The organism is Mucilaginibacter sp. UR6-11 (genome assembly GCF_020880695.1).
Lineage (GTDB): Bacteria > Bacteroidota > Bacteroidia > Sphingobacteriales > Sphingobacteriaceae > Mucilaginibacter.
In genome coordinates this window covers 984,131-999,345 of record NZ_JAJIWO010000001.1, presented here as the reverse complement: position 1 = coordinate 999,345, position 15,215 = coordinate 984,131, and the positions used below count along the sequence as shown (strand labels likewise).

Genomic DNA, 15,215 nt, shown 5'->3' with positions numbered 1-15,215 from the left:
CGAAACTAATTACCCTATAAATATCATGTCTAATATCGTTTATATAGCAACCAGCCTTGATGGCTACATTGCCAAAGTTGATGGCGGGATTGACTGGTTGATGGAAATACCCAACCCCGACCAAAGCGACTATGGTTTTGCTGGCTTTATGAACCGGGTTGACGGCGTATTAATGGGCCGGAAGACCTACGAGATCGTACAGAATTTTGACCAATGGATCTACACCAAACCTGTGTTTGTATTAACCCAAACTTTGGAAGCTTTACCGGGCAAGTGGGCTGGCAAGGCAGAAATTGTAAAAGGTGAACCAACGGAAGTAATAAACAACCTTAACAGCCGTGGCATAAATAATATTTACGTTGATGGTGGTAAAACGATACAAAGCTTCCTGGCGCTTGACCTGATAGACGAAATGGTGATCACAAAGATCCCAATCCTCTTAGGCGGCGGCATCCCGTTATTCAGTACCGGTAATTCTGAACTTAAGTTTGAGCACATCGAAACCGATGTATACTATGGAGGGCTTGTTAAAAGCCGTTACCTGAGGAAGCGATAGCCTGCCTAATTTACCGAAGTAAAATGGGCAAATAAGCTACCGGCTTCGGGTAAACGATTTAAAGGGGTGTAGGTGGATACTGCTGCGTATTCGCGCCACATTTGCTGCACTTTTGGGTTAGTGTGCGCAGTTTTCATAGCTTGTGCCGATTTCCATTCGAACACTTCTACTATTGTACCGTCTGCAGTTTCTAAAATAAATTTGTCTTTGGCCGTCACAAGTCCCTCTTGTTTTAAAACCGGCCCGTGCTTTTTAATTAGTGCTCTTAAAGCCTCTTCCTTGCCGGGGTTGGGCTTATAAGCAACTATTGCTACTCTTTCCATATCTCTACTTGTTGCTTTGTTGCAAATTTACAAATAATAATACTAATAATTTGTTAAATTAACAATAATTTTGATGTTTTGTTGCGATTATTGCTTTGGTGTGTTATTTGTAATAATCTTTGCGATTAATAAGCCGGTTATTATGATCTAAATTATAAAACAGGTTCAGCCATAAATTTAAAACTCTGTACCTATTCGTTGGTTAGTTGTAAAGGAGATAACAATTATGGCAAAAAGTGTTGCAGATCAACTGGTAGAAATGTTGGTTAACGCCGGTATTAAAAGAATATATGCCGTAACCGGCGATAGCTTAAACGAAGTAAACGACGCGGTAAGGCGCGAAGGCAGTATACAATGGATCCATGTACGGCATGAAGAAGCCGGCGCATTTGCCGCCAGCGCCGAAGCGCAATTAACTGGCTTTGCCTGTTGCGCAGGCAGCAGCGGCCCGGGCCATGTACATTTAATTAACGGTTTGTATGATGCCCATAAATCAGGCGCTCCGGTAATTGCCATAGCTTCTACTGTAATGAGTACAGAGTTTGGCACCGACTATTTCCAGGAAACCAATACTATTAAGCTGTTTGATGATTGCAGCCATTACAATCAAATGGCTACCACACCGGCACAGTTCCCCAGGATGTTACAGGCCGGGATACAGCAGGCCCTGCATAAAAAAGGCGTAGCAGTTATTGGCCTGCCCGGTGATTTGACAAAGATGGACGCTGATGAGAGCATATCATCCATGCAAAACTACAATCCGGTTCCTGAAATAAAACCGTCTGCGGCCGATCTGAAGCAATTGGCGGCTCTGATAGATCAGCATAAAAAAATTACCCTTTTTTGCGGTATTGGCTGTGTGGATGCACATGATGAGGTGGTGGCTTTAGCTGATAAACTGAAAGCCACCGTTGGATACTCTTTTAAAGGTAAGATGAGCATTCAATACGATAACCCAAACGAAGTTGGCATGACCGGTTTATTGGGCCTGCCATCGGCATTTCATAGTATGCATGAATGTGATCTGTTAATACTGTTAGGTACTGATTTTCCGTACGCTCAGTTTATGCCACCCGATTGCAGGATTGTACAGATAGATATTAAGCCCGAGCGTTTGGGTCGCCGCGCTAAAGTTGATATGGGTTTATGCGGAAATGTAAAAGATACGTTAACCGCTTTGCTGCCTTTGGTGGCACCAAAAAAAGACGATAGCTTTTTAAAGGCGCAGCTTGAGCTTTATGCCGGGGTAAAAAAACAAATGCGAAGCTATGTAGACGATGGCGGTGAAAAAGATAATATCCACCCCGAAATGGTGGCCAGTGTATTGGATGAACTTGCCGCCGCCGACGCCATATTTACGGTTGATACCGGGATGTCGTGCGTATGGGGCGCCCGCTATATCAATGCTACCGGCAGGCGGGTGATGCTGGGCTCATTTAATCATGGCTCAATGGCTAATGCTATGCCGCAGGCTATCGGGGCGGCTTTGGCCTGCCCGGGCAGGCAGGTAATAGCCCTGTGTGGTGATGGTGGCATATCTATGTTGCTGGGCGACCTGGCTACCATCGCTCAATATAAGTTGCCGGTTAAGATCATCGTGTTTAATAACCGGTCATTAGGAATGGTAAAGCTGGAAATGGAAGTTGCGGGCTTGCCCGACTGGCAAACCGATATGGTTAATCCGGATTTTGCTTTGGTGGCCCAGGCCATGGGCATAAAAGGTGTTACCGTAACCGAGCCGGCAGATGTAAAATTGGCCCTTAGAGAAGCACTGGCATTTGACGGCCCGGTTTTAGTGAACATCATGACCGATCCTAACGCCCTGGCTATGCCACCCAAAATAGAGTTTGAACAGGTTAAAGGCATGGCGCTATCCATGACCAAGCTGATATTAAACGGCAGGATGGAAGAAGTGCTGGATACCGTTAAAGCAAACTATAAGCATTTGAAGGAAGTTCTGTAGCCTTAGATTCAAAGTCTTGAGTCAGACAGCGGCTCACGACTTTGGACCCGGAGCTCACGATTTAAACTTACGCCACCAACCCGAGTTATATGCGCCGGTAACCTCTGTAGGTTTGCCCGGTTCGGGCACAAACAACGCTATGTTTTTGTCGGTGGCATGTTGTTGAAGCTGTTCGATGGGCTCAAACCAATCATGCAGGGCCAGGTTAAAGGTGCCCCAGTGAATAGGCATCATTAATTTGCTGTTCAGGTCCAGCTGTGCGTTTGATGCTTTGTCTGGTCCCATGTGGATATCCGGCCAGTATTCGCCGTAAGCGCCAATCTCCAATATCGACAAATCAAAAGGGCCGAAGGTTTCGCCGATGTCTTTAAATCCGGGGAAATAACCTGAATCGGCACCAAAGAAAATATTATGCTTTTTGCCTTTAATTACAAATGACGACCATAACGTTTCATTGCGCCCAATTATCCCCCTGCCCGAGAAGTGCCTTGCCGGGGCCGCTGTTATAACACAGTCGTGACCTATCATGATGCTGTCGCTCCAATCCAGTTCCGTAATAAAATTTTTTATAATGCCGCAGCTTTCCAGGTGTTGGCTTACTCCCAGCGAACAAAAGAAGGGTATGGTGGTACCTGCAAAAAATTTAATAGTTGCTTTATCTAAATGGTCGTAATGGTCGTGCGATATGATAATGGCATCCAGCGGCGGCAGTTCGCTCAATTTTAAAGGCGGATTAAAGAACCGCCGGGGCCCCATAAGTTGAGTAAATGACGCCCGCTGGCTCCAAATTGGGTCTGTCAGTATGGTGCGCCCGTCAATCTCAATCAATAAACTTGAATGGCCCACCCAGGTTATTCTCAGTCCGCTTGCAGGCGGGGATTGATATACAGAAGTGTCTGTCGTAAAAGGTCCTAACGTTTTATGGGGGACAACTTCTGCTTTATTGGTAGCATAAGCTTTCATCAGGGGCAACATTTTGTCAAAGCCAACCTCAGAAGTAGGGATCGGGTTTAAAAACTTATTGTCTTGTTTTGTTGATGCTGGTATACTCATGATGGGACTGGCTAAGGATATTATAGATAATGCCGACAGCAGGGTAATTGTTGGGCGTTTTTGGTTATTTATTAAAAAAATTAACTGCCAGGCTGCAAAACTCCTTCAGGTGGGCCGGTAGCGTGTTTTCGGCATAGGGGTGTAAGCCTCCAAACGTATGGTCGCCACCTTTTATTATGGAGAGAACGGCGTGGGGTTGTGCCGCTTTTAACTGTTGGGCATGGCTAAGCGGTACTGTTTTATCCTCGTCACCATGTACAATTAACCAGGGTTGGGTTATTTGAGCTGCCTTAGCGGCAATATCCAGCCTGCCCGGGTTCTTATCCAGGTCATCCAGTAAAGTTGCTTTTAACGGCATTTGCTGATTGGTGCGGGTATTAAGCATATACAATATCCCCTGCAGCCTCCATTGTTCTTCGGCGGCTTTGGGCCAAAGGTTATGAAAGCTGGAAATAGCGGCCATGCTCACCAGTTTTTTGATCCGTTTGTCCTCGGCAGTTTTAACGATGCTGATGCCGCCGCCCATGCTATGGCCTATTAAATAAACACCGTTTGCACGCGGTATGGCCGAACCATTGCAGGCAAAATCAATAACGGTGTTCAAATCATCCAGTTCCATTGAAAACGTGTTGTCGCTGAAAGCGATGAGGTCGGTAAAGTCAACGGGGTTATCAGGTGTGGTGCCGTTATGGCTAAAGTTAAATTTTAAAAAGCGGTAACCATTTTCTGCAAAATAGCCGGCCATCAGGTTATGGGTGCCCCAGTCTTTAAAACCTTTAAAGCCGTGGGCAAAAATCACTAACGGGGCGTCTTTTAGCTTATCATCATAGGTAAGGTCCATTAACATGCCCCTGCCTTTACTGCCCGATAAGGTGAAAAATTCTTTTTTTATCATTTGTAGATAGTCAATAATACCATAATAGGTGGTACCAACCAAATTATAGTCAATTTATGATAGCATAATTACATTCTTGTCCGGCTTAATATACCAGCACGCCCATAATATTAATAAGGGCTGTAACGCAAGCCGCGCCCAGGCAACCAGCGGGGTAACAATGAAGGCGCCCAGTTTAAAAGGGGCGTCAATGATCATCTGGATATGGACGGGTAAAAAGGCCGTCAGCATCAAACCAATGCCCAGGGCGGCAAAGGGCCGGGTGGTTTTAAAGATCAGCAGCAGGCCAAACAATATTTCAAATAACCCGGCCAGCGAATTTATTAATGCGGGAAACGGAATATAATGCGGAATGATAGCCCTGTACGACTCAGGGTTGCGAAAATGATTGATCCCTGCATACAGGTAACCGGTTATCAAAATTACCAGACTTGTCTTTTTTATCATTTTTATAATTTCGATGCCGTATTTTATTGTTTAGTTACGTTCTTTACGCTAAAGCGGTTGTTTTAATATCATTTAGGCGGTTATTTATAAACATTCTAAATACTACTGTATGACAAAGGCTTGACATTGATTGTGGTTCAAGATGCTATTTTTGTTGGGTCAAATTTAAAATGCTTTGAAGTATTTAAAGGTAATAGCTTTTACGCACAAACAGATAGAGCTGAAGGAACTGGGTAAGTTGGTGATCTGTGAGGAGAACTTAACTGAGAAGCTTCACCAGGTGAAAACCGAATTTGGCATTACCGAACTTTTTTACCTGGCTACCTGTAACCGCGTTGAGTTTGTAATGCTAACCCCGCAGGTTGTAGATAAAGCATTTGCCACAAAATTCATTGAAAAGCTAAACACCGGTTTGTGCTCAAGCCATATGGGCACTTTTGTTGAAGCAGCTTCGATATATGAGGACCGCGAGGCCCTGAATCACCTGTTGCGAATGTCGTGCTCATTAGAGAGCCTGATAGTTGGCGAAAAAGAGATCCTGGCCCAGCTGCGAAAAGCGTATGACAGTTGCCGCGAGGCAGGGCTTACCGGCGACGGGCTGCGCATGTTTATGAACTGCGTAGTTAAAACAGCCAAGGAGGTTTACACCAACACCAACATCTCGCGCAACCCAATTTCAGTAGTATCACTGGCCTACCGCAAGCTTAATGACCTCAGGTTATGCTCAAACGCCCGCATCCTCATCATAGGCGCCGGCGAAACCAACCAAAACATCTCCAAATATCTTCAAAAACATAAATTCTCTAATTTTTCGGTATTTAACCGTACCCTGTCAAAAGCGCAGAAACTGGCTGCTGATTTAAACGGCGAAGCCTTTACGCTGGATGCATTGCCGGCTTATAAAAAAGGTTTTGATGTGATCATTACCTGCACATCGGCAACCGAGCCTATTATTACGCCCGAAATTTATGCGTCGTTGCTTAATGGCTGCACCGCTAAAAAAACCATTGTCGACCTGGCCATACCCAATGATACCGCACCCGAGGTTTTAGAGCAGTTCCCGGTTAATTTTATCGAGGTATGCTCCTTAAATGAAGTTGCCAAACGCAACCTGCAGGAACGTTACCAGGAGCTTACCCAGGCCGAAGAAATTATTGAGCAAAATATTGCCGAGTTTTGTTTGATGCTGAAACAACGTAAAGTTGAACTGGCTATGCGCCAGGTGCCCGAAAAGATCAAAGAGATCCGCAACACCGCCATCAACAGTGTTTTTGCTGACGAGCTGCTGAGCATGGACGCGCAATCGCGCGAGGTGCTGGAAAAGGTGATCAACTACATGGAGAAAAAATATATTAGCGTACCTATGGTAATGGCTAAGGATATTTTGATCAACAATAATTAATACTACGCATTTTTCTCTTCCCGTCATGCTGAACTTGTTCAGCATCTTACATGCTAAAGCTTCGCTTATTGTTTTTGCTGATGTAATTTAATAGCTTAGCTATCATCTAAAGTTAAATGAACTTCACCACCCAAAATATTGTTGTAGCTAACCCGATACCGGATGAGACAAAGATCTACTATTCAAAAATGCGTGTGTTTATTAAGTTAATTTTATCGACATTGGGTCTTGCATTTGGTATTTTTTACTTTATTATAGCTGGTTTATATGATCTGGGTCCAATAATCTTTTTCGGATTAATATGTTTATATGTTGCTTATCTCGTCTATTTAAATAGTAAGATTTTCTTTGGCAATGTTCCCAAAATTATTATAAATAATAAAGGAATATTGACTAATTCGATACCATTTTATAGTTGGGCCGATATAACATCCGAAAAAGTTATAATGGGCCCTAAAAGAGGGGAGTCATACCGTTTCGAGTATGTCATTAAAAGCGAAAAACAAATATCCATAAGTATTGATAATTTGAATATTACAGGACCTGACTTCGCGACACTCTTGCATTTCTACTCAGAACGCAGTAGAAATCCTAACTTTAAATATTGAAAAACCTTACGAAGTTTTCAAACTTCGTAAGGTTCTCTTGCATATAGGTTACGCTACGCAAACATCCCCACCTTATAATTACCCCCTGGCGTGCGGAAAGCGATATTGATCCGGTTATAAGTATTAATGGTAGTAATGGCCAGGGTAAGATCTACCAGTTCTTCCTCATTAAAGTATTTACGGGCCTCGTTGTAAACAGCATCCGGTACATCATTATTATTAAGCCTGGTAACGGCTTCGGCCCAGGCAAGGGCGGCACGTTCGCGGTTGGTGTAAACCAGTGCTTCGCGCCAGGCGGCTACCATATACAGGCGCTGCTCGGTTTCGCCTTTGGCGCGCAGGTCCTTGCTGTGCATGTCCAGGCAAAAGGCACAGCCGTTAATTTGCGATACCCTAAAGTAAATCAGGTCTAAAAGTTGACCCTCAACCGGCGATTTTGCCAGGTAAGCGCCAATTCCGTACAAGGCCTTTAAGGCGCCCGGTGCTTTTTCAAAAGCATTAATTCGTTGTTCCATTGTGTTCCTGTTTAATTATTGAATTATACCCCAATGACGATTGGGAAAAACAGAATTGGACAGTACCGCAAAAGTATTTTATCTATTTTTTAAAAATCCATCCCCGCTCCACCCTTTATCCACCTCCTGAAATTTGTTTTCTGTTAAGGTATTTCAAAATTTTACCGGAAATTTAGAAAAGATGAAAAAGCTATTATTTTTTTTACTGATCCTGGGAGCCACAACTATTAAGGCTAATGCCCAGGTTATTAAAGGTTCCATCGACCTGATTGACAGTGTCATTAATCGGAGTATTCCTTTTGATGTGGCCGCCGGATCCAAACTGGTGAAGTATGCTGTAAAAGTAAACCTCACAGCAGGCGAGGCTACCCTAAACTTCACCGACCCAAATGGTAAAAGGGCGGGCGGATTTACTTTGAGCAGTAAAAAACCGGGCGGGGGAACCGAGCGCTCGAAGATTGAATTTGCGCCCGCCTTTGTGATGTGTTGTCACCAACAAATGTGCGGTGTTTGTCCGTCCGTTTCCTGACTGAGACAAAACGGACGATCGGACAAATGTTTCGGGCGGGCACCCTTTGCGTTAGTGATAGGAGCGGATACCGGCCCTGAGCTTAAGGCCTGAAGCCGTATAAGCGGATAGCACGGCCCCGCTTCTACCGGCGGGGAACGCCCTGATCCTAATAAATTAAACCGCCAAGCTGTTGCACATCCGTACAAGACACTGTCCGGTTTTGTTACAATAATTTTATATATTTTGCTATAAGGTATTGATATACAACTATTTGACTTTATGGCATAAAATTGTATATTGACATACAGTTACTTACATTTATTTGCATATATGATTAGGAATTATATCAAGATAGCCTGGAGGAGCCTGGGCAAAAACAAGCTGACAGCCTTGATTAATATCGGCGGTTTATCAATCGGTATGGCAGTGGCTATGTTAATTGGTTTGTGGGTTTATGATGAGTTTACTTACGATCATTACCATAAAAACTATAAAAACATAGTTATGCTGATGCAAAACCAAACCAGCAACGGCGAAATTAATACCAGCCGCTCCATGCCGCTGCCCTTAGGTTACCAGTTGCGCCGGGAATATAAACATGATTTTAAGGCTGTTGTGCTGGTAAGCCCAACCAAAAATATCCTCGCCACAGGCGATCGGAAGCTCAGTTCGGCAGGTATGTATATGCAGGCCGAGGGCCCGGAAATGCTGACGCTTAAAATGCTGAAAGGCGCCCGGAATACCCTCAGCGATCCGTCGTCCATCCTGCTATCGGCCTCGTTAGCCAAAGGGTTATTTGGTAATGCCGACCCGATAAACCGGCCGTTAAAACTCGACAATAAATATAATGTTAAGGTAACCGGTGTGTATGAGGACCTGCCCCAAAATACAACCCTGGCCGAAACCGGTAATTACATTGCCCCCTGGGATTTGTACATGACCACCCAACCTTACCTGAAAGAGACGATCAATATCTGGGGTAATAATTCATGGGCCATCATTGCCCAGCTGCAACCCGGTGCCGACATTAACGCGGTAACCGCACATATTAAAGATTTAAAGATGAAGGGCCTGGCGCTTAATCATGATGAAATGGGCCTGTCATTCAAGGCCCAGATCTTTATGCAGCGCATGGCCGACTGGCACCTGTACCAGGATTTTAAAAATGGTAAAAACGCAGGCGGCGAAATACAGTTTGTACGCATGTTTATTTTGATAGGCATATTTGTGCTGTTGCTGGCCTGCATTAATTTTATGAACCTGAGCACCGCCCGCAGCGAGAAACGCGCCAAAGAGGTAGGCATCCGCAAAACGGTAGGCTCGTTACGCAGCCAGTTGATTGCCCAGTTCTTTACCGAGTCGATCCTGCTGGCTTTGCTGGCTTTTGTACTGGCGCTGGTTATTGTAGTGCTGTCATTACCGGGCTTTAACCAGGTAGCCGGCCGCGAAACCCATATCCCCTTTAACCAGCCGTTATTTTGGCTGGCAGGGTTGTTGTTTACGCTGTTAACCGGGCTGATAGCGGGTAGCTATCCGGCGCTTTACCTATCGTCCTTCAATCCCGTAAAAGTATTAAAGGGCACGTTTAAGGCTGGTCAGCTGGCTGCCATACCGCGTAAGGCGTTGGTGGTGCTGCAGTTCGCGGTTTCGGTTGCTTTAATTATAGGTACCGTGGTGGTATTTATGCAGGTAAATTACTCGAAGAACCGCCCGGTTGGCTATAACCAGCATGGTTTATTGCAGATGGAGTTTATTGATGGTATTACCACCCACTTCGAGGCTTTTAAGCATGACCTGCTTGCCACCGGCGCAGCCGTGGCCGTGAGCCAGTCGAACAGCCCGCTTACCGAGATCTGGAACAACTACAGCGGTTTAAACTGGGAAGGCAAGGACCCTAAACTACAGGACGACTTTGGCATCATAGCCGTGAGCCGCGACTACGGTAAAACGGTAGACTGGCAGGTAACCCGCGGCCGCGATTTTTCGGCTGCTTTTAGCACCGACTCCTCGGCCATTGTGGTTAATGAATCGGCCGTTAAGTTTATGAGGATGAAGAACCCGCTGGGCAAAATTGTACAGTTTAGCGGTAAAAACTATACCATCATCGGCGTGGTTAAAGATGTGGTGATGACCTCGCCGTTCGAGCCGGTTAAACCCATCATGTACGGCTTTCTGCGCGAGTGGGGCAGCGTGCTGCAAATACGGGTTAACCCTAACCTGAGCCTGGCAGCAGCCCTGCCTAAAATTAAAAAGATCTACGATAAATACGACCCCGAAAGCCCTTTCGACTATCATTTCGTCGACGCCGAGTACGGCAAAAAATTCGCGACCGAAGAGCGCGTGGGCAAACTGGCCGGCGTATTTACCCTGCTGGCCATCCTCATCAGCAGCCTGGGCCTGTTCGGCATGGCGACCTTCGTAGCCGAGCAGCGTAAAAAAGAGATCGGGGTACGCAAGATCCTGGGCGCGTCAGTCGCAGGGCTGTGGCGGTTACTATCAACCGAGTTCGTGGTGCTGGTATCCATCTCGCTGTTAATAGCCATGCCGCTTGCCAACTATTTAATGAAAGACTGGCTGACGCATTACGCCTACCGGGTGCCGTTACCCTGGTGGATCTTTGCGCTGACAGGCGTAGGCGCCTTACTTTTAACCCTGCTTACCGTAAGCTGGCAAACCATCAAAGCATCCACCGCCAACCCGGTGAACAGTTTAAAGTCGGAGTAGGGCATTAACCAGGCAATTATCAGGGCGTTCCCTTCGGGCCAGGCTTTTCGCTCATACTGCGCAGGCATTAGCCACAGGGCCGGTATCCGCTGCAATCCTTAACGCTGGCTGGCGCACCGTCGACTCACCCGGTCTGCGCTCCGCTGGACCACCCTCTCTTCCGCAAGCGGGAAAGAGGGTTATCAAAAAAAGGCTTTGTCATGCTGGATATTCGTTTAAGACAACCCTCTTTCCGCGCAGCGAAGAGAGGGTCGCGCACGAAGTGCCGCGGGGTGAGTCGATGGCCGGTATCCGCTTCAATCCTTAACGCGGCCTGCGCACCGTCGACTCACCCGGTCTGCGCTTCGCTGGACCACCCTCTCTTCGCCTTCGGCGGAAAGAGGGTAACTAAAACCTGTTACAGAAGGAAGATCATAAGCAGGAAAGAGGGTTATCAAAAAAGGCTTTGTCAATGCTGGATATTCGTTTAGGACAACCCTCTTTCCGCGCAGCGAAGAGAGGGTCGCGCACGAAGTGCCGCGGGGTGAGTCGATGGCCGGTATCCGCTTCAATCCTTAACGCGGCCTGCGCACCGTCGACTCACCCGGTCTGCGCTCCGTCGACTCACCCGGTCTGCGCTTCGCTGGACCACCCTCTCTTCGCCTTTGGCGGAAAGAGGGTGGTCAAAAAAAGGCTTTGGCAACGCTGGATATTCGTTTAGGACAACCCTCTTTCCGCGCAGCGAAGAGAGGGTCGCGCACGAAGTGCCGCGGGGTGAGTAAACCGCCGACAGGTAAACGCTATCCTTAACATCCCCGCCTTGTATATCATCACCAACAAAATGTGGGTGGTCCATAGGACTCCTTCGGAACTGTTCGTCCGTTTCCCCCGTGAAACAAAATAAAACGAACGGACACCTGTGTAAATAAAAAAATTCAAGATTTTTCTTTGAATATAAAGAATATTCTTTATATTTGTAATGAATATAACCCTCCGCGCATATTCTTCATCATTTTAGGTGTCCGTTCGTTTTATTTTGTTTCATCCCTGTTTCGGACGAACACCCATCCATCACATAAGCTACATAGTTGCTCTTTACAACAGCAATCAAAGCCACTTACCCTGTAGGTAGGCTGTAGGAGGGGTATTTTCTACTATTTGGTTATAGTATCAAGTAATTAGTATCAAGTATCAAGATTTAGTATCAAGTAATTAGTATCAAGTATCAAGTAATTAGTATCAAGTATCAAGATTTAGTAGCTAGTAATTAGTATCAAGTATCAAGATTTAGTAGCTAGTAATTAGTATCAAGTATCAAGACCATATCTTTTGGTATACCTAAACAGCAATACATCCTACTTGATACTAGCTACTTGACTTAGTATCAAGTAATTAGTATCAAGACCATATCTTTTGGTATACCTAAACAGCAATACATCCTACTTGATACTAGCTACTTGATTTAGTATCAAGTAATTAGTATCAAGTATCAAGACCATATCATATCGGTTAACTAACTAAACATCAATACTTACTACTTGATACCAGCTACTTGATTTAGTAGCTAGTAATTAGTATCAAGTATCAAGATTTAGTATCAAGTAATTAGTATCAAGACCATATCTTTTGGTATACCTAAACAGCAATACATCCTACTTGATACTAGCTACTTGATACTAACTACTTGACCAGCTACTTGATACCAGCTACTTGATACTAGCTACTTGATACTAGCTACTCACCAGCTACTCACCAGCAATTTTTAAAAACTTACCATAATGAACAATCAACAAAACCAAACCGACCCACACGAAGGGTTTGCCAAACTCCAGGACGAATTTTTTCAATGGCAGCAGGAACAGGATGAGCTTGAACAAAGCGATGACCTGTTTAAAGTGCGTACCGCTAATGCCTGGCTTAAAGAAGCCAGCACCCACGAAGTACCCAAAATGCTTTTTGATAAATTTTGGTACGAAGGCGAACTCTGCATCCTGTTTGCCGATAGTAACCTGGGCAAATCCATCCTTGCGGTACAAATTGCCAATTCAATTAACAACGGTACCGCAATTGCTCCTTTTGATTTGGAAGCCGACCGTCAACCGGTACTGTATTACGATTTCGAGTTAACCTCAAAACAACTGGAAGCACGCTACAGTGTCGACTATACGCAGCATTACATTTTCAGGGATGATCTGTACCGCGGCCAGCTTAACGACGTGGAACTGCCCGAAGGCTTTACCAATTTTAACCAGTACCTGAACCACAGGTTAGAGCGGTACATCACGCAAACCAAAGCGAAGGTTATTATTATTGATAACATTACTTACCTGGGTACCGAGAATGAGCAGGCTAAAGACGCTTTACCATTAATGAAGCATTTAAAGGCTTTGAAAAACAAGTACGACCTATCCATCCTGGTACTGGCACATACCCCCAAGCGCGATATGACGCAGGCCATCACCCGTAACGATTTGCAGGGCAGTAAAATGCTGATGAACTTTTGCGACAGCAGCTTTGCCATTGGCGAGAGCCAAAACGATAACTCGTTACGTTACCTTAAACAAATTAAGCAGCGCAATACCGAGCAGGTATATGGCGCCGATAAGGTTTGCCTGTTTACCATTACCAAACCGCATAACTTTTTGCAATACGAGTTTATAGGCTACGGCCGCGAAGTTGACCACCTGAGCAAGCATAGCCAGGCCTTAGCCGATAACCAGATTGAACAGGCCGTAGAACTAAAGCTGCAAGGCAAAAGCCTGCGCGAAATTGCCAAAGCCATGAACGTTAACTACCAAAAGGTAGACCGCCTGCTAAAAGCCGCCCAGCAAAAAAGTTTAATCCCTCAATAATAAGGTGTCCGTTCGTTTTTTCCATAAGGCAAAAAAAACGAACGGACACCCCCAACTCACCGCTACGTCATCGCGAACGAGGTACGAGTGTGGCGATCTCTACACGCCAGGTCGCCCGTTTACCTATCGCGCAGAGATAGCCACGCTACGCTCGCTATGACGGCTTTATTAACTTATCCAATGACTTAATGACCAATAACCAATGACCACACACCGTTACACCCTCGAACCTTACAAAACCCCAAAATCACGCTACACCTGCCCCGAATGTGGCGAACCTAAAAAGTTTACCCGCTACCTGGATACCGAAACCGGCGAACACCTGGCCGACCACGTAGGCAAATGCGACCGTGAAATAAACTGCGGCTATCACTTTACCCCCAAACATTACTTTGCCGCTAACCCTACGCTAAAGCCGGGTAAAGCAAGGGAACCGAAACCTATCCCCCCACCGCAAAAGCCGGATTACATCCCCAAAAAGATGTTTGAAAAATCATTGAACCGTACCGAACTGAACGACTTTGTTGAATACCTGTGCAGCCTGTTTGAACCCGAAACGGTAAATGAACTGTTGGAAAAATACTACATCGGCACCGCCAAACACTGGCCCCATTCGACGATCTGGTGGCAGGTAGACCGCAAAGACAACGTACGTACCGGCAAAATAATGCTGTACGACCCCTATACCGGCAAGCGCGTTAAACAACCCTACGCGCACGTTGCCTGGGCGCATACGTTGCTTAAACTGCCTAAATACAACCTGCAGCAATGCTTCTTTGGCGAGCACCTCATCTCGCCGGGTAGCAAACGGATCATAGCCATTGTAGAAAGCGAGAAAACAGCCGTTATAGCCGCCGGCTTTATGCCCGAACATACCTGGGTAGCCGCGGGCAGCTTAGAGGGACTGACGTACGAAAAATGCCGCGTACTGCATGGCCGCCAGGTAATGCTGGTGCCCGACCTTGACGCCTACCCCAAATGGGAAAAGAAAATGAACCAGCTAAAAGCCAAAATGCCCGGCACCCGTTTCGGCATGGGCAAATTCCTGCAGGACCTGCCACCCGAAGAACAAACCCCCGGCATGGACATAGCCGACTGGCTGATCGCAAGTGTCCGTTCGTCCGAAAGTGTTTGATGGGGGAACGGACGGACGGTTTTTAAAGATTAGTGATTGAAGATTAGAGATTAGGCCTGTCGCACGGCGAGGCCTATCTCTCCGCGCGTCATTGCGAGGAGCGAAGACAACCGACCGTAGGGAGCTCATTAATTCCTTTAAAAAACAAATAATAGAATTAATAATCTCTACGGAAGCTGAGCAATTGGTTAGGTCACGAGTACGTCCGGCGATTGCCTGTGTTGCAAACTCGCACAGAGGGAGAACTTGGAA

At 45.9% G+C, this 15,215-nt stretch carries 12 protein-coding genes; 7 read left to right on the top strand and 5 right to left on the bottom strand.

The window, feature by feature from the left end; genetic code table 11:
• The first annotated feature begins 25 nt into the window (after positions 1–25).
• Positions 26–556 (top strand): dihydrofolate reductase family protein, encoded by a 531-nt coding sequence (locus LJ658_RS04700; protein WP_230545302.1) that lies wholly within the window; start codon positions 26–28, stop codon positions 554–556.
• Between the two features lie 5 nt (positions 557–561).
• Here the strand turns inward: LJ658_RS04700 and LJ658_RS04695 are convergent, their stop codons facing one another.
• Positions 562–879 (bottom strand): hypothetical protein, encoded by a 318-nt coding sequence (locus tag LJ658_RS04695; RefSeq protein ID WP_230545301.1) that lies wholly within the window; start codon positions 877–879, stop codon positions 562–564.
• A gap of 226 nt (positions 880–1,105) precedes the next feature.
• Here LJ658_RS04695 and LJ658_RS04690 point away from each other — a divergent pair, with 226 nt between their 5' ends.
• Entirely contained in the window at positions 1,106–2,842 is a 1,737-nt protein-coding gene (locus LJ658_RS04690) for a thiamine pyrophosphate-dependent enzyme (RefSeq protein WP_230545300.1), read from the top strand.
• Between the two features lie 54 nt (positions 2,843–2,896).
• Here LJ658_RS04690 and LJ658_RS04685 read toward each other — a convergent pair whose 3' ends face one another.
• The 3 genes from LJ658_RS04685 to LJ658_RS04675 all read right to left on the bottom strand — a co-directional run bounded on the left by LJ658_RS04685 (position 2,897) and on the right by LJ658_RS04675 (position 5,237).
• Complete coding sequence (locus LJ658_RS04685) at positions 2,897–3,895, bottom strand: MBL fold metallo-hydrolase (protein ID WP_230545299.1); 999 nt, start codon at positions 3,893–3,895, stop codon at positions 2,897–2,899.
• 64 nt (positions 3,896–3,959) lie between these two features.
• Positions 3,960–4,790, bottom strand: coding sequence for a S9 family peptidase (locus LJ658_RS04680; protein ID WP_230545298.1), 831 nt, complete (start codon positions 4,788–4,790; stop codon positions 3,960–3,962).
• 54 nt (positions 4,791–4,844) lie between these two features.
• Positions 4,845–5,237: a DoxX family membrane protein gene (locus tag LJ658_RS04675; RefSeq protein WP_230545297.1), complete on the bottom strand. Its 393-nt coding sequence runs from the start codon at positions 5,235–5,237 to the stop codon at positions 4,845–4,847.
• A 175-nt stretch (positions 5,238–5,412) separates the two neighbouring features.
• Here LJ658_RS04675 and hemA point away from each other — a divergent pair, with 175 nt between their 5' ends.
• Positions 5,413–6,639 carry a glutamyl-tRNA reductase gene (gene hemA / locus LJ658_RS04670; RefSeq protein WP_230545296.1) on the top strand — a complete coding sequence of 409 codons (1,227 nt, stop codon included), beginning with the start codon at positions 5,413–5,415 and terminating at the stop codon, positions 6,637–6,639.
• A 661-nt stretch (positions 6,640–7,300) separates the two neighbouring features.
• On the opposite strand, the gene LJ658_RS04665 is transcribed toward hemA, so the two are convergent.
• On the bottom strand, positions 7,301–7,762 hold the full coding sequence (locus LJ658_RS04665) for a carboxymuconolactone decarboxylase family protein (RefSeq protein WP_230545295.1): 462 nt from the start codon (positions 7,760–7,762) through the stop codon (positions 7,301–7,303).
• Between the two features lie 181 nt (positions 7,763–7,943).
• Between LJ658_RS04665 and LJ658_RS04660 the strand changes: the two genes are divergently transcribed.
• The 4 genes from LJ658_RS04660 (at position 7,944) to LJ658_RS04645 (ending at position 14,963) form a co-directional block, all read left to right on the top strand.
• Entirely contained in the window at positions 7,944–8,291 is a 348-nt protein-coding gene (locus tag LJ658_RS04660; RefSeq protein ID WP_230545294.1) for a hypothetical protein, read from the top strand.
• Between the two features lie 312 nt (positions 8,292–8,603).
• Complete coding sequence (locus LJ658_RS04655; protein ID WP_230545293.1) at positions 8,604–10,997, top strand: ABC transporter permease; 2,394 nt, start codon at positions 8,604–8,606, stop codon at positions 10,995–10,997.
• A gap of 1,757 nt (positions 10,998–12,754) precedes the next feature.
• Positions 12,755–13,828, top strand: a complete 1,074-nt coding sequence (locus LJ658_RS04650) for an AAA family ATPase (protein ID WP_230545292.1) — start codon at positions 12,755–12,757, stop codon at positions 13,826–13,828.
• A 202-nt stretch (positions 13,829–14,030) separates the two neighbouring features.
• Positions 14,031–14,963 carry a DUF6371 domain-containing protein gene (locus tag LJ658_RS04645; protein WP_230545291.1) on the top strand — a complete coding sequence of 311 codons (933 nt, stop codon included), beginning with the start codon at positions 14,031–14,033 and terminating at the stop codon, positions 14,961–14,963.
• Positions 14,964–15,215 lie beyond the last annotated feature (252 nt).

Coding starts and splice junctions, on each gene's coding strand:
- LJ658_RS04655 (WP_230545293.1), top strand. CDS start 8,604: ATGATTAGGAATTATATCAAGATAGCCTGGAGGAGCCTGGGCAAAAAC.
- LJ658_RS04695 (WP_230545301.1), bottom strand. CDS start 879: ATGGAAAGAGTAGCAATAGTTGCTTATAAGCCCAACCCCGGCAAGGAA.
- LJ658_RS04665 (WP_230545295.1), bottom strand. CDS start 7,762: ATGGAACAACGAATTAATGCTTTTGAAAAAGCACCGGGCGCCTTAAAG.
- LJ658_RS04690 (WP_230545300.1), top strand. CDS start 1,106: ATGGCAAAAAGTGTTGCAGATCAACTGGTAGAAATGTTGGTTAACGCC.
- LJ658_RS04680 (WP_230545298.1), bottom strand. CDS start 4,790: ATGATAAAAAAAGAATTTTTCACCTTATCGGGCAGTAAAGGCAGGGGC.
- LJ658_RS04685 (WP_230545299.1), bottom strand. CDS start 3,895: ATGAGTATACCAGCATCAACAAAACAAGACAATAAGTTTTTAAACCCG.
- LJ658_RS04650 (WP_230545292.1), top strand. CDS start 12,755: ATGAACAATCAACAAAACCAAACCGACCCACACGAAGGGTTTGCCAAA.
- LJ658_RS04675 (WP_230545297.1), bottom strand. CDS start 5,237: ATGATAAAAAAGACAAGTCTGGTAATTTTGATAACCGGTTACCTGTAT.
- LJ658_RS04700 (WP_230545302.1), top strand. CDS start 26: ATGTCTAATATCGTTTATATAGCAACCAGCCTTGATGGCTACATTGCC.
- LJ658_RS04645 (WP_230545291.1), top strand. CDS start 14,031: ATGACCACACACCGTTACACCCTCGAACCTTACAAAACCCCAAAATCA.
- LJ658_RS04660 (WP_230545294.1), top strand. CDS start 7,944: ATGAAAAAGCTATTATTTTTTTTACTGATCCTGGGAGCCACAACTATT.